This is a genomic window from Paenibacillus sp. FSL R7-0302, assembly GCF_038006885.1.
Lineage (GTDB): Bacteria > Bacillota > Bacilli > Paenibacillales > Paenibacillaceae > Paenibacillus_AQ.
This window is the reverse complement of sequence record NZ_JBBOWB010000002.1, coordinates 715,441-733,246: the sequence shown is the minus strand read 5'-3', so window position 1 is coordinate 733,246 and position 17,806 is coordinate 715,441. Positions and strand designations below refer to the sequence as shown.

The following is a 17,806-nucleotide window of genomic DNA, read 5'->3' as shown; positions in this document are numbered from 1 at the left end:
TAATGCCTATTATGCAGATTATGGACAATTAATTATTCCACATTATAGAGGATATACAATATTCACTGTAAAGTGAAGTCTTTAATTTATTTCGGGGCAGCCAAGAACCCTTCCGATGTTGAAAAAAGCCTGCCCTGACGGGCAGACTTCAGCTACAGCAGCGCCTTAATTTTCCTCTCCCGGGTGGATGATGCTAAGGCCCTCCACATGCTTTTTCCGCATCAGCTTACGCTTCTTCCGGGTCTCCTTGCTCTCAAAAATAATATCAAAATCATAATCCTCCGGATACAGCTCCTCCTTGGACAGATAAGGCTTCAGCCGCTTATGGTTAATGCTCAGCTTCTGCTTCTGGATCATCACTCCGACCCTCCCCCGGCTGTCCTTCCTCTCATCGACAATTCCAGTGCGCCCCAGAGAGCTGACATAGACAGCATCCCCGATCGCAAATTCAGGTACTGGAGTATGCGCCTCCTGTGATACACCGTTTACCTGCTGTCCTTCAGCCGTTCTATCCGCTTTTGCAGATATTTCAGCCTCCGCTGCTTCTTTAGCCCTCTGAGCAGCTCTGATAGCGTCCGTCCACGGGCTGTGGCCGCTTCTGTGTCCCTGCTGCTCTGTCACAAGCTGTTTGGCCCGCTCGATAACGGAATGGAGAATACCCAGCTTCTCGGCGATCTGCAGCGCGTAGCTCTCGCCAGCCTCGCCAATCGTTAGCTTATACAGCGGCTGCAGCGTGTTCTGATTGAACTCCATCCGTGCATTCTCGAAGCCTGCCGTTGCCGCCGCGAAGGCCTTCAGCTCATTGAAGTGGGTCGTTACCACGATATTAGCCCCCTTCCGGTTCAGCTCCTCCAGAATCGCGATGGACAGCGCGAACCCTTCACCAGGGTCTGTGCCGGCAGCCAGCTCATCAATCAGCAGCAGCACGCCTCTGCCGGCATCATAGAGCATTCCTTCAATACTCTTCATCTGTGCCGAGAAGGTGCTCAGGGACTGTGTCAGGCTCTGTCCGTCTCCGATAACGCTCATTACATTGGTGAAGACCGCGAAGTCACTGCCGGGATCAACCGGTACCAGCAGGCCGGACTGTGCCATTAATACGAGCAGGCCCAGAGTTTTGAGCACCACCGTCTTGCCGCCTGTATTCGGCCCGGTTACGATCAGCGATTTATACCCCTGACCCAGCTCCAGACTGACCGGCACCATATCCTTCAGCAGGGGGTGACGGCCTCCATTCATCCTCACATACCCGCGTTCGTTCAGAGCAACCGGCCCAGCATCCATTACCCGGGCAACCTTCCCTTTGGCGAAAATAAAGTCATACATGCCCGTTACCTCAATATTAAGCCGGATAGCGGCCTGCTCCTGCTCTAACAGCCCTGTCAACATACTCAGGATTATTCCTTCCTCGCGGGCCTCGTCAGCAGTCAGGAGCCCGATCTCTCCCTGTAACGAGGCCACCTCATCCGGCTCCACGAATACCGTCTGCCCGCTGGTGGACTGATCCAGCACCGAGCCCTTAATTTGCTTATGATACTCCCGTTTCACCGGGATGACATACCGCCCGCCGCGCATACTGACCAGACTTTCCTGTAAAATGGATTTGTGGCGGTTCATGATACTCTCCAGCTTCCGGTGCAGGCGCTCCTTGGCGACCGCCAGCCGTTTGCGGACCCGTTCCAGTCCTTTGCTGGCCTGGTCATCAATGACGCCCAGCCGGATACACCGTTCTATCTCGTCCCGAACCCCATTCAGCTCCTGAAGGGATGCCCCGTAAGCGGCGATGCGCGGCGCTATCTGCTCCTTGGCGGCCATGTATTTCCTGAGCTGTCCGCAGCTGTTCAGAAACAGCGAGACTGCAGTGAAATCCTGCTCATTATACATATAGCCGGTTCCAAGCAGTGACAGCACCCATTCAATGCCCTCCAGCGAGGGAATCGGCACACTGGCTCCGCGTTCCAGCAGCTCCTTCGCTTCTTGCGCCTCCTCAAGCGCCCGGTGTATCGCCGGCAGATAGATCATCGGCTGAAGCTCACTGACAATCCTTCTTCCCTCATAAGATACCGCATGACGCAGCAATTCCTGCTTAATCGTCTCATATTCCAATGTGTGCAGACTTTGCAGATTCAAGCTGAATTCCTCCTTGTATACAAGTATATTTCTTATCCCAATCCACTGCGCATAACGCAAAAAGAGGGCAAAGAACCGCCACTACGGCAGTCTTCGCCCTCTTATTGCTGCTGCTTCTCTTTGGCCTCAGAGTCCCGGCTCTGTCGGGAGGACACCTGAAAACAGAAAAAACCGTGCTGCAAGAGCACGGTTAATCACAAAGAGAACAATAGCCGGATCAAGAGGCCATCATGACGCTTCGCGTGTGTTCTTAACTAAATCATTCATTCCAGCAGCCCACGGTCTACTCAGTCAGAGATGTCACCAGGACAGACTCCAACAAGACATGCCTCTGGCAAAATCAGAGCATGCGGCGGCTAACAGCCGGAACGATATGAAATTGCTTAGTTAAGAACGCTCACCAACATCAAAATTTCCCCTTTAGTTATAGGATACCTGTAATTTACTACAGCTGGAATCCGTTTGTCAATTAGGGGTTATCCCATACAAAAAGCAGCCGGCTAAGCCGGCTGCTTCATAAAACGTCCTATTCTGTTGTGTAAGGCAGCAGCGCGATTTGACGCGAGCGCTTTACAGCAATAGTCAGAGCGCGTTGGTATTTTGCACTTGTACCAGTTACACGACGCGGCAAGATCTTTCCGCGTTCGCTGATGAACTTCTTAAGAAGCTCAGTGTCTTTATAATCAATGTGAGTAATCTTGTTCACAGTGAAATAGCACACTTTTTTACGCTTGTTGCGTCCACCACGACGTGCCGGTCTTTTGTCGTTGTCCGCACCTTCTCTTGGTTTGAAAGCCATGTTCAGTTCAGTCCTTCCTTATTAAAATGGCAAATCATCGTCCGATATATCGATCGGTTTTCCATCGCCCGAAAAGGGATCTTGGGTATTGTTGTTACGCGAGAAATTATTGTTGCTTCCATTTCCGCGAGCACTGTTCCCGCCGTTACCGCCGCCACCGAAGGCTGGCTCTTCAGGCATACTTCCGCCACTTGCTGCATTTCCGCCTTCACGGCTCTGCGCGGATTCCAGGAAACGGACATTATCGGCAATAACTTCAGTAACGTATACACGTTTGCCTTCGTTATTCTCGTAATTCCGTACTTGGATGCGTCCTTCCACGGCTGCCAGTCTTCCTTTGCGCAAATAATTGGCACAGGTCTCAGCCAGCTGTCTCCAGGTTACTACCGGGATAAAGTCCGCTTCGCGTTCACCGTTCTGGCCCGTAAAGTTACGGTCTACGGCAAGCGTAAACTGTGTTACGGCAACACCAGCAGGAGTATAACGAAGTTCCGGGTCACGGGTCAACCGACCGATCAGAATGATACGGTTCAACAATTAGGTCCCCTCCTTAATAGCGCGATTCGTTACAAAGCTTGTCAATATCTTAGGCAACGTCGTTCGTAATGAGATAACGAATTACTTCGTCAGAAATCTTCATGATACGCTCAAGCTCAGTAACTACTGCAGGTTCTGCATTGAAGTTAACCAAAACAAAAACGCCATCACGATGTTTCTTGATCTCATACGCAAGACGGCGTTTACCTTGCACATCGTGCTTTGTAATTTCTCCGCCGTTGGAGATGATGCCTTGGAATTTTTCGACTGCTGCTTGAACGGCTTCTTGTTCAATGTCAGGACGAATAATGTACATGACTTCATATTTGCGCATAATTTTCACCTCCTTATGGTCTGCGGCCCCTGATCAGGTCAGGAGCAAGGAACGAGCACAAACATAGACTCGCACCAAATCAATATACCAAACCCAGCAGAGGATTGCAAGTTTTATTAATACGTACCAGATGCTGGACCATAGTAAAAAGGTGTTGGCGGATTCCATAATAACCTCTGAGTAATCCCTCATCGTCAAGGCCACAATATAACCGCTTCATCATTCGATAACAGGAGGTTATTCACCAATGGGCGAACAGACGGAGTATGAAAAAGGCGACAAAGCCCCCAACCCGGGCGTTTACACCGAGGTAGGCGAAGCGCGGAGCTTCCACACGGAGATTCAGAATCCAAAGCGGATTACAATGGAGAAAGGCGACACCTTCCCGGAGACCAGCAACCAGAACCGCAAGTGGAAAAAAGTCGAGAAGGCCCGTGTCCATTAATTTCAGCAGCCAGGTATAAAACCTTGAACGCTGCGCATACTAGACCCAGGCAGTACAAAAGAGAGGTGTGGTTCCGTTGAACGTCGCAGACGAACACGATCACAGGGATTCTGAATTCAGCAGCTATCGTACCCGGGGAGAGTGAAGCTGGCTCTGTAAAAAGGAGTAACAGCTTTAGTATTACCCAATCACAGTAGTAGCTATAGACAGAGATTTCCGAACGTCATTGATGTACTGCCTCTGGAAGAGAGACCTGCGAAGGTCTCTCTTTTTGCGTGCAATCTATCCGGACTTCACGATGAAGTATGCAGCAAGTGGAAACGGCTTTGCCGTCCTTTTACAGGACGGTACCGTTTCAGCGAGAAATAGAAGGATAATTAATCGTGTGCAACATATAAAATTCTTATATTTGCACAAAAAAGCCCCCGTATCAGAACGGAGGTCTCATAAATTAAGAATATAATTGCTGAAGTGGCGGAGAGGGTGGGATTCGAACCCACGCACGCTGTGACACGCCTAACTGATTTCGAGTCAGCCCCCTTGGGCCTCTTGGGTACCTCTCCGCAGCAAGAATTATCATATCATGCCAATCGCACAATTGCAAGCGTTATTCATTTGCGTTTCGCTGCCTGCACCGGCTTAATTATTCTCCGCTCCGCTATCCGCTGAATGCAGGACCTTCTTCAGATTCTTCTCGAATTTGGCGCGGGGAATGAGGACACTGTGCTGACAGCCGGTGCACTTAATCCGGATATCCATCCCCATACGGATAATCTCCATCTCGTTCGTTCCGCAGGGATGCTGCTTCTTCATCTGTACTATATCACCCAGCCCGAATACCTTGCGTTCCATTACTCTTCCCCCTCCTCTGCCTCTTGCGCAGCTGCCACCTGCCTTCTTGGGCTGGCCTCCTGCTCCTCACGGGCTCTGCGGGCTTCCTCTGTACGCTCCTGCTCACGAGCCGCCTTAGCCTCTCTTGCCTCCCTCTCCGCCTGCTCACGCGCCTCCTGCTCGGCCTTAGCAGCCTCCAGGGCGCTCTGCTTCTCCAGAGCATGCTTGATATCATTCTGAATCTGCCGCTCGGCAGCGTCTCTGGCATTAGGCAGGCAATTCGCCGCTATGCGGATGACATACTCCGAGGTGCTCATCGACTGGATTCCCAGAATATTAGGGTAGGCAATGACACTGGAGCTGCGTTCCTCGATGCCCTGAAGCGCCTCGCCGATCAGGGCCAGGGTGGCTTCGAGCCCGCGTTCGATTTTAACCGGAACATCTACTACAGCCAGTGCATTCGCCAGCGAATAATTCGTCACATTCACAATCGTGCCGTTAGGAATGATGTGTACCTCGCCCGTAGCACTTAACAGTCTGGTCGTCCTCAGGCCAATCATCTCTACCGTTCCCTTATAGGTTCCGCTCTGGATCACATCACCGACTGCAAACTGGTCCTCAAAAATAATAAAGAAGCCCGTAATCACATCTTTGACCAAACTTTGTGCGCCGAACCCTATAGCCAGCCCGACTACCCCTGCTCCGGCGAGCAGCGGCTTCAGATCGAAGTTGAACTCCGACAGAACCAGCAGAATCATGGTGAAGTTACAGAAGAAGGTAACCACATTCTTCATCAGTCCGCCGACAGTGGAGAAACGCCGGTTGTTCGCTAGCATCCTCCCCCTCGTCTCCCGCTCAAGAGACCGGTCAATCACATTGGAGACCACTTTGATAATCACCCGGGTCAGAATGAAAATTAAGAGAATTCTGATTCCCGAAAACAAGACCGTGGCCCACATATCCGCATTGGTGAACCAGTCCCATAATTTATCTTTGAAGCGGACGGCATCATTAACAACACCTTCAACACCGTCGGCCGCAAGTAAGCTGTTAATCATCGAACCCCTCCTTCTCCGTTATTTCCACATACCCTGCACCCTCAACGGCCTTGGCGAAGATCCCCCGGATCTCTACGTTCTGCTCTTCGACCAGGACCCTTACCTCATCCAGCGCACTCCGGGAGAATTGGATCGACATCGCACAGCCGGCGGTGATCTCCTTGGGCGTAGGGAAGATATCGATTTCAATCTCCGCATATTCAAGCAGCATCTCGGCGCGCAGCGCCTGCTGGGTCGAATCAAACGCTAGCAGCAGTTCCTCCTCCACACTCCACGCCTCCTCTGGGCTATTGGTCCTATCTATTGCCGCCATAGTATAAAAAACCACTTCCATCCATATACTAGGATCATCAGAACACGCTCCCGCGGACGTAAGCCTTGCATAATCAGCAGCCTGGCAGCCTGACTGCTTTTTTAGCTGATTTTCCCGTGAATTGCAGTCGCCGCCCCAGAAAGGACGATTATATGAATTTCTCTTCCAAAGCTCCACCGCTGCAAGAACCATCCTGTTTAAAAATATCACATGCCGATCCCAATATCTATTCTGCCATTACCCACCGTCTGCTGTTCCACTTTTCGCGCACCCGTCCGGATACGCCCATTGTCATTATCTGCGTGGGCACGGACCGCTCGACCGGCGATTCTCTTGGCCCCCTGGTCGGCACGACACTGGCCCGCTTTCACAGCCCGCTGTTCCATCTCTACGGAACGCTGGAGGAGCCGGTACATGCTATTAACCTGGAAGAGACAGTGGGCCTTGTGTACCAAAAGCATGCCAACCCGTTCATCATCGCCATTGACGCCTGCCTCGGCCAGTCCACCAGCGTCGGCTGTATTCAGGTGGTTGAAGGTCCGCTGCGTCCCGGCGCAGGGGTCAACAAGCAGCTCCCCCCTGTTGGCGATATCCATTTGACCGGCATCGTTAATGTGGGAGGATTCATGGAATATTTCGTATTGCAGAACACCAGATTAAGCCTGGTGATGCGCTTGTCGGATATTATTTCATCCAGCCTCTACTCTGCCTTGAAGCAATGGAACCTGCATGCTAGATCTGCTGCAACGCGAGAGCAATAACTTCCTTCTCCTCCGGTGACAGAGCATACGGAGACTCTCCCTGTTCAACCGGCTTAGCATAGATATATGAGTTCTCGCGGTTGTGCAGACTGCTCAGCACAATCCCGCTGTGGTTGTCATCCAGAATGGCAAGCGAGAAACTCAGGTCATTACCGCGTTCTCCAAAAGCATTATAGCGCTTCATGGCCACCTTGGACTTCATGCCGCGCATTTTGGTATGTGCCGCTTCAAGCAGCGTCTTCTGCTCCAGCTGGACCTCCTCCAGCATATCCCCCTGATTCTTCAGGTTGACCAGCAGATTCTCCAGATCCTCTATGCCATTCCCGCCCATCATGGCTTCGTACCGGCTCCGCATTCTGCGAAGCTTGGCGCCCTGGACGATCAACATAATGACCATCAGTATGATGACCCCGGCAAAGCCCATGATGAACGCCGATAAATACTCGCTTATGATTTCATTTAACTCCGACATGTTGAATCATCCTTTATACAAAAATAAGAATTCCCACGCTGTAACGACACCGACCTGTATAATCCACCCGAATCCTTATCCCCTTACTAACTTGAACGCGATACGCCGTACATTTCCTTCATGGCTAACAGCAGCCGCTGAACATCCGCTTCCGTGGAGCTCACTCCTACACTTGCCCTTACCGCTCCGCTATCCAGAGTGTCCGCTGCTTGATGCGCCAGCGGTGTACAGTGCATACCTGCCCGTACGGCAATCTGGTATTCGCGGTCCAGCCGGTGGGCAATATGCGCCGACTCTTGTCCCTCTACGACAAAAGCCACAATTCCGCTGCGCGGAGCGCCCGGCGCCGGGCCCAGAATCCGCATGCCCGGAATAGCAGCCAAGCCCTCCATCAACAGCTGTGTCAGCTTCCATTCCTGCATATGAATCTGTTCCACTCCCAGCGCCTTAACCGCCTTCACGCCAGCCAGCAGACCGGCTATTCCGACGGCATTCTGTGTTCCTGCCTCATAACGGTCCGGGCGAACACTTGGCTGCTCGCTGTTCTCCGACTGACTGCCAGTCCCTCCATGCATCAGCGGTTCCAGATCCAGCACAGGAGAGATATACAGCCCCCCGGTTCCTTGCGGACCGAGCAGCCCTTTATGTCCCGGAAATGCCAGCAGATCAATATTCATAGCCGCCACATCAATATTAAGCGCCCCTGCACTTTGAGCGGCATCTACCAGGAACACAGCCCCATGCGATTTCACGATGTCACCGATATCCCCAACCGGCAGAATACTTCCCAGCAGATTGGAACTATGATTGCAGATCACCATCCGGGTGTTAGGACGCAGAGACCGCTGAAGCTCGTGAAGATTAATTTGGCCCTCGCGGTCCGCCTGTATATAATCCACTTCAATCCCGATGCTCCGGCGCAAATACTCCAAGGGTCTGCGCACAGAGTTATGCTCCGTCATCGTTGACACGACATGACCCCCTGGTTGAAGTGTACCCTTAATAGCCATATTTAGCCCCATAGTTGTGTTATGAGTGAACGCGATATCCTGAGCATTCGCTATACCAAACAACTCTGCCAGCAGCATTCGTGCACGAACTAATACCCGCCCCGTCCCGATAGCCAGTGAGTGGTTGCCCCGCCCGGCATTGGCTCCTGACTGCTCCAAGGCCTCCACCATAGCTGCAGCCACCTCCGGCGGCTTGGGCCACGAAGTAGCTGCGTGATCGAGATATACCAGCCTCTCCATCTTCCGCCCTCCCTCTTTTCGATTTAAAAAACATACCCCTCCATATCCGTATTAAGGATATCTCAGGATATGTCTTCGGTACAAATATCCAAATCAGTTCCCCAGCAGCTCCAGCAATCTTTCCAGGTCTTGGGCACTGTAATAGTTTAATTCGATTTTTCCTTTTTCCTTGCCTTGTTTAATTTTGACGGTTGTCTTGAATCGCTCCCGTAATACTTCCTCTACATTATCAATATAAGGATCACGTTTCACAACCTTGGCCTTAATTCCGTTAGCCGGTTTGCGGTCGAGATTCTTCACTACCTCTTCCAGTTCTCTAACACTCCACTGAAGCTCCACACACTGAGCAGCCAATTGCTTGATGACCTCCGGATCTTTCAGAGCCACAATTGCCCGGGCATGCCCCATCGAAATTGTTCCACGTGAAACATAATCCTTCACTTCTTCCGGTAAGCTAAGCAGCCGCAAAAAGTTGGCGATATGCGATCTGGACTTTCCGACTTTAAGAGAAAGCTCTTCCTGAGTTAGTGAGAATTGATCCATCAGTCCTTGATAAGCAACCGCTATTTCCATCGCGTTAAGATTCTCACGCTGCAGGTTCTCGATCAGGGCAATCTCCATTACCTGCTGATCACTGAGGCTGCGGACCACTGCCGGAATCGTAGCTTTGCCGCAATATTGCGAGGCCCTGAATCTGCGTTCCCCGGCAATAATCTCATACCCTTTCAACACACTGCGAACAATGATAGGCTGGATCACACCATGCTGTCTTATGGATTCTGCAAGCTCCTGAATGGCCTCTTCATTGAAATCCTTGCGCGGCTGATAAGGATTGGCTCTAAGCTGCGTCAACGGGATCTCTACTACCTTATCGTCTTCATTGATCGACAGAGAAGGTATTAATGCATCCAAGCCTTTTCCCAAACGCTTACTCATAAGAGATCACTTCCTTTGCCAACTCTAAATATACTTCCGCTCCCTTGGAACGGGAATCGTAGGTAATAATTGACTGTCCATGTGAAGGGGCTTCGCTTAGGCGCACATTACGCGGGATGATCGTTCTGTATACCTTTTCCTGGAAATATTTTTTCACTTCTTCAATAACCTGAATTCCGAGATTCGTCCGGGCATCCAGCATCGTGAGCAATACTCCCTCAATTTTGAGATGCGGATTAAGATTCTTCTGAACCAGTCTTACCGTGTTGAGCAGCTGGCTTAATCCTTCAAGCGCATAATATTCGCATTGTATAGGGATAATCACTGAGTCTGCAGCCGTTAGAGAGTTAATGGTAAGAATCCCTAATGATGGCGGACAATCGATGATGATGTAATCATAATTCGCCTTCACTGCATTCAGTGCCTTCTTCAGCTTCAGTTCCCGCGATATCGTAGAGACCAGCTCGATCTCTGCTCCTGCCAGCTGAATGGTTGCCGGAATAATATGAAGGCCCTCAATCCGGGTCTCCTGTATTGTTTCCTGCGGATTCACTTCATTAATAAGAATATCGTAAATGCAATTCTCTACATCCGCTTTGTTGACGCCAACGCCGCTCGTAGTGTTGCCTTGCGGATCAATATCAACAAGCAGCACTCTCTTCCCCAGAGTAGCCATGCTGGCACCCAGGTTCACAGAGGTTGTTGTTTTACCTACCCCGCCTTTTTGATTTGCTATGGCAATAATCTTGGACACTTATTTCACCTCGAATTGTTTAGAAAGAATCATCTTGTAGTTCTTAGCTGTTAACGGCATTATAATCTGGATCTACGGCATCACATTTGCGGAGATGTAGATAAATAGACAACAACTTATCCTTAGAGTGTATATGTGATAATGTTCGGAGCTAGTCATAGAAAAGGCGGCCAACACCTCAGGGCCGCCTTCAGCTTTTTGTTGCCATTATCGTTTTGGAATTTGGATCACAATCTCATAATGATCTCCGCGGTCATTCTCGGAGGTCTTAATCTCCATTCCTGAGCCGGTCACCATGTCTATAGATTGACGAATTGTATTAAGAGCGAGACGGACATCTTTGGTATAGGAGGTCCGTTTTGATTTTTTGGTCTGGGTAACGGCCTTGTAGAAGGCGATACGTGCTTCTGTTTGTTTTACATTCAATTCCTTGGAAATAACCTCAGCCAGAACTTTTAGCTGCATCTCCTCAGTGTCTAGCGACAAGAGCGAGCGTGCATGGCGCTCGGTGATTTTTCTTTCCATTAATGCAGTTTTAACCTGTTCAGGCAAATTCAGCAAGCGGATTTTGTTGGCAATGGTGGATTGACTTTTGCCAAGCCGCTGAGCCAGACTCTCCTGGGTCAATTGATGCAAGTCAATCAGCTTCTGATACGCGATCGCCTCTTCAATAGAGGTTAAGCCCTCACGCTGCAGGTTCTCTATCAGTGCGATCGATGCAGCCTGTGAATCATTGAATTCGCGGACAAGCGCCGGAATGGTGTCCATGCCCAGCTTTTTAACTGCCCGCCAGCGTCTTTCGCCTGCAATAATCTCATACTGGGAATCACGCATACGAACAACGATCGGCTGGATCACGCCATGAGTTTTGATAGTCTGACACAGCTCGTCGATCTTCTCATCATCGAAAATAGTCCGTGGCTGATACGGACTGCTGATGACCTCATGAACCGGGATTTGTTTGATCTCTTCTCCGCTGCTCCGCTCGGTAAATCCAAAAAGCTTGGTGAATTGTTCTTTCATTCCGTTCATAACCACCTAATTTCGTTATAGTACGATCCTCTTAACCTTTCATGCGAAAAGCTTATCGTACAGCGTAAGAAAAGTATCCATAAGTCATTCTTAGCCACTTCTCTTAAAAGACGGCCTGGCATTCATTCTGATCATATCTATTAAAAGTCTTACTATATTATTCTATCACTTTTCTGCTAATAATCCTATTCTCCATAATGACCTATTTTTCCTGCAAACCAGCCTCAACTAAGCCAGCTTTCCAGGAAAATAAAAAGATCAAGCTCACATTCGCATGAGCTTGATCCAGTATAACAGAAGACTGTCAAATGTTGTTTCACGTGAAACAATTAGATAAGCGGCGACTTCGCAGGTACGCCGGGCTTGCGCGGATACTTGGACGGGGTGGCCCCTGTCTTACGTACAAGAATGATATGCCGGGAAGATTCTTCCACCGGCAGACTGAAGGATTCTACCTTGTGCAGTTCAGCACGCAGCTCCTTGAAGCTGCGCTTGGCTTCTTGCAGTTCCTCCGCCGGATCGCTCCCCTTCATGGCAGCGAAGATGCCGTCCTTGCGGGTGAATGGCAGACAGAATTCATTCAAAAGCGATAAGCGGGCCACTGCACGGGCAGTGACTACATCATAAGCATCCCGGTGAACAAACTGTCTGGCGACATCCTCCGCCCGGCCGTGAATGAGCTGTACCCCCTTCAACCCCAGGGTATCACAGACATGCTTCAGAAAGGTGATCCGTTTGCTAAGTGAATCCACAATCGTCAGCTTAAGATCAGGGAAGCAGATTTTCAGCGGAATTCCAGGGAACCCTGCCCCCGAACCAATATCAGCAAGACTCTTCGTCTCCTGCATATTCACATAGAAGGATAAAGATAAAGAATCATAGAAGTGCTTGGTATATACCTGGCTCCGCTCTGTGATCCCGGTTAGATTCATCTTCTCATTCCAGGAGACCAGCTCCTGATAATAGAGTTCGAATTGTTCAAGCTGCTTCATTGAGAGTTCCAGCCCATGCACCTTAAGCAGGTCGGTGAACTCAGCTACCGTTGTATCCATAGATTATCCTTTCGCCGCTGTTACACGGTTGTAGTGCTCCAGATAGACCAGCAGAATAGAGATATCTGCCGGGGTAACGCCTCCGATACGTGAAGCCTGCCCAATGGAGATTGGAGCGATTTTGGTCAGCTTTTGCCGGGCCTCCATGGCCAGTCCATGAATCTCATTATAGTTGATGTCGTCAGGAATCTTCTTCTTCTCCATCTTCTGCAGCTTCTCCACATGCAGGAGCTGTTTCTCAATATAGCCGGCATACTTAATCTGAATCTCCACCTGCTCCTTCATCTCTTCATCCAGCTCTTCTGGAGAAGGAGAGATCAGATCCACGAAGCTGTAGGCTAGCTCAGGGCGGCGCATTAAGGTCAGCAGATTGCTTCCGTCAACAATCGGTGCAGATCCATAACTGGCTAGAGCTTCATTCACTTGAACCGGCTTAATCTTCGTCTCCTGCAGACGGATAATCTCACGGTCGACCCGGCCCTTCTTATCAAGGAAGGCTTCATAGCGCTGCTCTGTAATCAGCCCAATGTCATAACCGATTGGTGTCAGCCGGAGATCCGCATTATCATGACGGAGCAGCAGCCGGTATTCTGCACGGGAAGTCAGCAGGCGATAAGGCTCATTCGTTCCCTTAGTGACAAGATCATCGATCAGAACGCCAATATAGCCCTGCGAACGATCCAGCACCACCGGCTCTTTCTCCTGCACTTTACGCGCTGCATTGATACCGGCAATAACCCCCTGCCCTGCCGCTTCTTCATAACCGGAGGTCCCGTTGATTTGTCCCGCAGTGAATAGTCCCGGCAGACGTTTGGTTTCCAGAGACGGCCAGAGCTGCGTCGGAACCATGGCATCATATTCAATGGCATAGCCGTTGCGCATCATCTCTACCTTCTCCATACCGGGAATAGACCGCAGAACCGCCAGCTGCACATCCTCAGGAAGGCTTGTCGACAGACCCTGTACATAGTATTCCGATGTGTTTTTACCTTCCGGCTCCAGGAAGATCTGATGCTGTGATTTATCACTGAACCGGACAACCTTATCTTCAATTGAAGGGCAATAACGCGGACCCGTTCCTTCAATAATACCCGTGAACATCGGCGCCCGGTGCAGATTGTCATTAATGATCTGGTGAGTAACCGGGGAGGTGTAGGTCAGCCAGCAAGGCAACTGCTCATTATCCGAGGATTTGGTTTCAAAAGAGAAGAATTTCAGCTTCTCATCGCCCGGCTGGATTTCGGTCTTGGAGAAATCAATCGAATCCTTGTGGACACGCGGCGGCGTTCCGGTCTTGAAGCGGACCAAATCGAACCCCAGTTCGCGCAGATTCTCGGACAGGCGTACGGACGGCTGCTGATTATTTGGTCCGCTCTCATATGTCAGCTCACCCATGATCACCTTGCCGCGCAGGTAGGTTCCCGTTGTCAGAATAACGGTCTTGCTCTGATACACCGTCCCTGTCTTCGTCACCACTCCGGCGCAGCGTCCGTCTTGGGTGATCAGCTCCTCCACCATCCCCTGGCGCAGAGTCAGGTTAGGAGTCTTTTCCATCGTTTCTTTCATCGCGTGCTGATAGAGGAATTTGTCGGCTTGTGCACGCAGAGCATGAACCGCAGGCCCCTTGCCTGTATTAAGCATTCGCAATTGAATGAAGGTCTTGTCTATATTGCGGCCCATTTCTCCGCCGAGTGCATCAATTTCACGCACCACATGGCCCTTGGCGGGTCCGCCAATCGATGGATTACATGGCATGAAGGCCACCATATCCAGGTTAATTGTGATCATCAGTGTGCGGCAGCCCATCCGTGCAGCAGCCAGAGCTGCTTCGCAGCCGGCATGACCGGCGCCGATGACGATAACATCATAGCTGCCTCCATCATAATTCATAACGGTTCCTCCTTCTTATTTGCCCAAGCAGAATTGCGAGAAGATCTGGTCCAGCAGCGAATCAGCCGCCGTATCTCCAATAATCTCTCCAAGCTGCTCCCAGGCTAGACGTACATCAATCTGTATCATATCTATAGGAATCAGCATCTCCGCTGCTTCATAGGCATCCTGTAATGATTTATGTGCCTTCTTCAGCAAGGCTATATGCCTTACATTGCTTACATAAGTCAGATCGCCAGATTCCAGCTTGCCTCCGAAGAACAGTGCGGAGATCGCCTCTTCCAGTCTATCGAGTCCTTCCTCTTCCAGCACCGACATCGGTACAATACTCGCTTCAGCGAAAAAGGAGCGCAGCTTCCCCGTGTCCAGACGGGACGGTAAGTCCATTTTATTCATGATGACCAGCGCTTGTCTACCGTGGATTTGTTCCATCAGTGCCAGTTCATCCTCATGAAGCTCCTCATTGGCATTCAGCACCAGCAGAATCAGATCCGCATCGCTGAAAGCCGCCTTCGAGCGCTCCACACCGATTCTCTCCACCACATCCATCGTCTCACGGATACCGGCAGTATCCAGCAGCTTCAGCGGGATATTATTAATCGTTACGTACTCTTCTATCACATCACGCGTTGTTCCCGGAATGTCGGTCACAATCGCCTTGTTGTCGCGGGCAAGCGCGTTCAGCAGTGAGGACTTCCCGACATTGGGCCTGCCCACAATAGCTGTCGTAATCCCTTCGCGCAGAATCTTTCCTTCATTGGCGGTTCGAAGCAGCTTATCTATGCCTTGCATAACCTCTTGACTCTTATCCTTGATGAAATCGGCAGTTAAGGATTCCACATCATGCTCGGGGTAATCAATATTCACTTCTATATGGGCCAATGTCTCAATTAGCGTGTGCCGAAGCTCATGAATACGTGCGGATAACGAGCCGCTAACCTGCTTGAGGGCAACCGAGAAGGCCCGGTCCGACTTGGAACGAATCAGATCAATTACGGCCTCGGCCTGCGAGAGATCAATCCGTCCGCCCAAAAAGGCACGCTTGGTGAACTCTCCCGGCTCGGCCAGCCGGATGTCCTGCTGCAGCAGCAGATCCATTACTCTTCTTACAGAGATTACACCGCCATGGGCGCTGATCTCCACCACATCCTCCGTGGTAAAGGAGCGTGGTCCCTTCATGACGGTTACCAGTACCTCTTCCAGCTGTTCGCCGTCCTGCAGACTTACGATATGTCCATAATGCACCGTATGAGAATCAGCTTCCGTAAGGGGGATACGGCTTTTGAACAAAGGGGCTACTTGGGGGATTGCCTGCGGTCCGCTAACCCGGATGATGGCAATACCGCCCTCGCCCAAGGCTGTCGATACAGCGGCAATAGTGTCACTAAGCATGTTGTAATTCACCTCTGGTTATGGTCTCTTCAAAAAAACAATGACTCCTCGCATAGGTCAAGGAGTCATTGCGGCATATGGTTCTACTTCAAAGTTATAACGACGCGGCGGTTCGGCTCTTCACCCTTGCTGAGGGTGTTCACCTGCTTGTGATCCTGTAATCTGGAATGGATGATCTTGCGTTCCTGCGGGGACATGGGCTCCAGGACCACCTCTTTGCGGGTCCTCACCACACGCCCGGCCAGACGGTCAGCCAGCTCCTCCAGTGTCTTCTTGCGGCGCTCCCGGAAGTTCTCCGCATCCAGCACGAGCCGGATGAAGCTGTCAGAATACCGGTTGGCCACAATATTAGCCAAATACTGCAAAGCATCGAGAGTTTGTCCTCTTCTGCCAATCAGCAGCCCAAGCTCCGGACCGGAAATTTGCAGAACAGTTGATTCCTTGGCATGAACAATTTCAACTTCCACCTCAAGCCCCATGCTCTTGGCGACATCTACAATGAAATGAACGGCCTGACCGTATGCTTCTTCTACCGGGTGTCCGGAATCCTGGCGCGGTACACCGCTGATCGCCTCTGTATTGCTCTCTCTTGTTGTCTGCTGAGACAGTAGCGGAGCACTCGCCGCTGATGCCGGTGCGGCTTCCGGGATCAAGGTCAATTCCACCTTGGCACCCTTCGCACCGATCAATCCAAGGAATCCTTTTGACGGCTGTTCAAGTACGTTGACCGTTACCCGGTCCTTGTGAACTCCAAGCTGATTAAGTCCCCGTTCTACAGCTTCTTCAATGGTTTTCCCTGTCGCGACGACTTTGCTCATTTTGACTTTTTGACCCCCTTCTTCCCATTGCTTCCGTTTCCTTTAGCAGCAGGAGTTACATCTTTGCGGGCGTTAGAGTTGCTGTTCTTGCTCTTCGTCAGGTTAACATCCTTGGCCTTGCTGTTGCCTGCACTTACCGTAGCATTCGCAGCCACAAGTGCTGCTTTGTGCTTATCATTGTTGCGGTACAGGAAGTAGTTCTGGACAATGGTGTAAATATTGCTGTATACCCAGTACAGAGGCAGAGCAGCCGGGAAGTTGTAGGACATGATGAAGATCAGAACCGGATAGACCATCATCATGAACTGCATTGGACCCTGCTGTTGGACCGGGTTCATCTTGGTCATCATGCGGGTCTGAATGAAGGTGGTTGCGGCAGCGAGAACCGGCAGAATGAACAGGTGGTCGGGCTTGCCAAGCTGCAGCCACAGGAAGTCATGCAATCTGAGATCCGGGTTGTAGTAGATGGAATTGTATAGGGCAATAAAGATTGGCATTTGCACGATCAGCGGCAGACAGCCCGCCATCGGATTAACCTTGTTCTCCTGGAACAGGCGCATGGTCTCCTGCTGTACCTTTTCGGGCTCATCTTTATATTTCTTCTTAATCTTCTCAAGTTCCGGCTGAATCGCCTGCATGGCGCGCGAGCTCTTCACCTGCTTAATCGTAAGCGGGAGAATCAGCGTGCGGACAATAATCACCATCACAAGAACGGCAAAGCCGTATTGGCCGTTGAACCACTTGGCGAAAGTATCCAGAGCTAAGGCGAAATAATAGACAACATTACTCTGCCAGAAGCCTCCATTTTTCAAATCCTCCGTAGTGTGCGTCACTGTTGTCGCAGACGGAGAGCATCCCGACAGAACAGCGATCATTAGAACCATTAACCCGAGGAGAAGAAACATTTTTCCTCGCTTAGTCTTCATTAGAGACACTTCAAAACCCCTCTCATAAACATTCCATTGCACCGTAAATCATAACATAATTATGGATACAAATAAA

General features: G+C 50.6%; 19 protein-coding genes and 1 tRNA gene. 2 read left to right on the top strand and 18 right to left on the bottom strand.

Features of this window, described 5'->3' with window-relative positions:
* Nucleotides 1–165: 165 nt before the first annotated feature.
* The 4 genes from MKY96_RS28945 to rpsF form a co-directional block, all read right to left on the bottom strand.
* Nucleotides 166–2,130, bottom strand: coding sequence for an endonuclease MutS2 (locus MKY96_RS28945; RefSeq protein ID WP_340945822.1), 1,965 nt, complete (start codon nt 2,128–2,130; stop codon nt 166–168).
* A 526-nt stretch (nt 2,131–2,656) separates the two neighbouring features.
* Nucleotides 2,657–2,929, bottom strand: coding sequence for a 30S ribosomal protein S18 (gene rpsR, locus MKY96_RS28940; RefSeq protein WP_036699837.1), 273 nt, complete (start codon nt 2,927–2,929; stop codon nt 2,657–2,659).
* A gap of 21 nt (nt 2,930–2,950) precedes the next feature.
* Nucleotides 2,951–3,466 carry a single-stranded DNA-binding protein gene (gene ssb / locus MKY96_RS28935; RefSeq protein ID WP_076081908.1) on the bottom strand — a complete coding sequence of 172 codons (516 nt, stop codon included), beginning with the start codon at nt 3,464–3,466 and terminating at the stop codon, nt 2,951–2,953.
* A gap of 49 nt (nt 3,467–3,515) precedes the next feature.
* The gene (gene rpsF, locus MKY96_RS28930) at nt 3,516–3,800 is read right to left on the bottom strand and encodes a 30S ribosomal protein S6 (RefSeq protein WP_036728042.1); all 285 of its coding nucleotides are present in this window, start codon (nt 3,798–3,800) and stop codon (nt 3,516–3,518) included.
* Nucleotides 3,801–4,047: 247 nt separating this feature from the next.
* Between rpsF and MKY96_RS28925 the strand changes: the two genes are divergently transcribed.
* Nucleotides 4,048–4,245, top strand: a complete 198-nt coding sequence (locus tag MKY96_RS28925; RefSeq protein WP_036728044.1) for a YjzC family protein — start codon at nt 4,048–4,050, stop codon at nt 4,243–4,245.
* A gap of 472 nt (nt 4,246–4,717) precedes the next feature.
* On the opposite strand, the gene MKY96_RS28920 is transcribed toward MKY96_RS28925, so the two are convergent.
* The 4 genes from MKY96_RS28920 to MKY96_RS28905 all read right to left on the bottom strand — a co-directional run bounded on the left by MKY96_RS28920 (nt 4,718) and on the right by MKY96_RS28905 (nt 6,402).
* A tRNA-Ser gene (locus MKY96_RS28920) sits at nt 4,718–4,808 on the bottom strand.
* Between the two features lie 76 nt (nt 4,809–4,884).
* The gene (locus tag MKY96_RS28915; RefSeq protein ID WP_076081909.1) at nt 4,885–5,097 is read right to left on the bottom strand and encodes a DUF951 domain-containing protein; all 213 of its coding nucleotides are present in this window, start codon (nt 5,095–5,097) and stop codon (nt 4,885–4,887) included.
* A complete protein-coding gene (locus MKY96_RS28910) occupies nt 5,097–6,134 on the bottom strand; it encodes a mechanosensitive ion channel family protein (RefSeq protein WP_340945819.1) in 1,038 nt (345 codons plus the stop codon). Before MKY96_RS28910 ends, MKY96_RS28915 begins: the two co-directional genes overlap by 1 nt.
* Nucleotides 6,127–6,402: a DUF3343 domain-containing protein gene (locus MKY96_RS28905; protein ID WP_340945816.1), complete on the bottom strand. Its 276-nt coding sequence runs from the start codon at nt 6,400–6,402 to the stop codon at nt 6,127–6,129. The genes MKY96_RS28910 and MKY96_RS28905 overlap by 8 nt, the downstream gene beginning before the upstream one ends.
* 197 nt (nt 6,403–6,599) lie before the next feature.
* Here MKY96_RS28905 and yyaC point away from each other — a divergent pair, with 197 nt between their 5' ends.
* Nucleotides 6,600–7,208, top strand: coding sequence for a spore protease YyaC (yyaC, locus tag MKY96_RS28900; RefSeq protein WP_076081912.1), 609 nt, complete (start codon nt 6,600–6,602; stop codon nt 7,206–7,208).
* Here yyaC and MKY96_RS28895 read toward each other — a convergent pair.
* The 10 genes from MKY96_RS28895 to MKY96_RS28850 all read right to left on the bottom strand — a co-directional run bounded on the left by MKY96_RS28895 (nt 7,180) and on the right by MKY96_RS28850 (nt 17,739).
* Entirely contained in the window at nt 7,180–7,680 is a 501-nt protein-coding gene (locus tag MKY96_RS28895) for a DUF4446 family protein (protein ID WP_340945814.1), read from the bottom strand. The genes yyaC and MKY96_RS28895 overlap by 29 nt on opposite strands.
* A gap of 86 nt (nt 7,681–7,766) precedes the next feature.
* Nucleotides 7,767–8,930 carry an aminotransferase class V-fold PLP-dependent enzyme gene (locus MKY96_RS28890; protein ID WP_340945812.1) on the bottom strand — a complete coding sequence of 388 codons (1,164 nt, stop codon included), beginning with the start codon at nt 8,928–8,930 and terminating at the stop codon, nt 7,767–7,769.
* A gap of 93 nt (nt 8,931–9,023) precedes the next feature.
* A complete protein-coding gene (locus tag MKY96_RS28885; protein WP_036728055.1) occupies nt 9,024–9,866 on the bottom strand; it encodes a ParB/RepB/Spo0J family partition protein in 843 nt (280 codons plus the stop codon).
* A complete protein-coding gene (locus tag MKY96_RS28880) occupies nt 9,859–10,620 on the bottom strand; it encodes a ParA family protein (protein WP_209987398.1) in 762 nt (253 codons plus the stop codon). The genes MKY96_RS28885 and MKY96_RS28880 overlap by 8 nt, the downstream gene beginning before the upstream one ends.
* Before the next feature lie 207 nt (nt 10,621–10,827).
* Entirely contained in the window at nt 10,828–11,643 is an 816-nt protein-coding gene (gene noc / locus MKY96_RS28875) for a nucleoid occlusion protein (protein ID WP_036728058.1), read from the bottom strand.
* Between the two features lie 338 nt (nt 11,644–11,981).
* The gene (rsmG, locus tag MKY96_RS28870; RefSeq protein ID WP_340945807.1) at nt 11,982–12,704 is read right to left on the bottom strand and encodes a 16S rRNA (guanine(527)-N(7))-methyltransferase RsmG; all 723 of its coding nucleotides are present in this window, start codon (nt 12,702–12,704) and stop codon (nt 11,982–11,984) included.
* A 3-nt stretch (nt 12,705–12,707) separates the two neighbouring features.
* The gene (gene mnmG, locus MKY96_RS28865) at nt 12,708–14,594 is read right to left on the bottom strand and encodes a tRNA uridine-5-carboxymethylaminomethyl(34) synthesis enzyme MnmG (RefSeq protein WP_340945804.1); all 1,887 of its coding nucleotides are present in this window, start codon (nt 14,592–14,594) and stop codon (nt 12,708–12,710) included.
* A gap of 15 nt (nt 14,595–14,609) precedes the next feature.
* Nucleotides 14,610–15,986 (bottom strand): tRNA uridine-5-carboxymethylaminomethyl(34) synthesis GTPase MnmE, encoded by a 1,377-nt coding sequence (gene mnmE, locus MKY96_RS28860; protein WP_076081918.1) that lies wholly within the window; start codon nt 15,984–15,986, stop codon nt 14,610–14,612.
* A gap of 83 nt (nt 15,987–16,069) precedes the next feature.
* Nucleotides 16,070–16,804 carry an RNA-binding cell elongation regulator Jag/EloR gene (gene jag, locus MKY96_RS28855; protein WP_036699874.1) on the bottom strand — a complete coding sequence of 245 codons (735 nt, stop codon included), beginning with the start codon at nt 16,802–16,804 and terminating at the stop codon, nt 16,070–16,072.
* Nucleotides 16,801–17,739, bottom strand: coding sequence for a YidC/Oxa1 family membrane protein insertase (locus MKY96_RS28850; RefSeq protein WP_076081919.1), 939 nt, complete (start codon nt 17,737–17,739; stop codon nt 16,801–16,803). The genes jag and MKY96_RS28850 overlap by 4 nt, the downstream gene beginning before the upstream one ends.
* Nucleotides 17,740–17,806 lie beyond the last annotated feature (67 nt).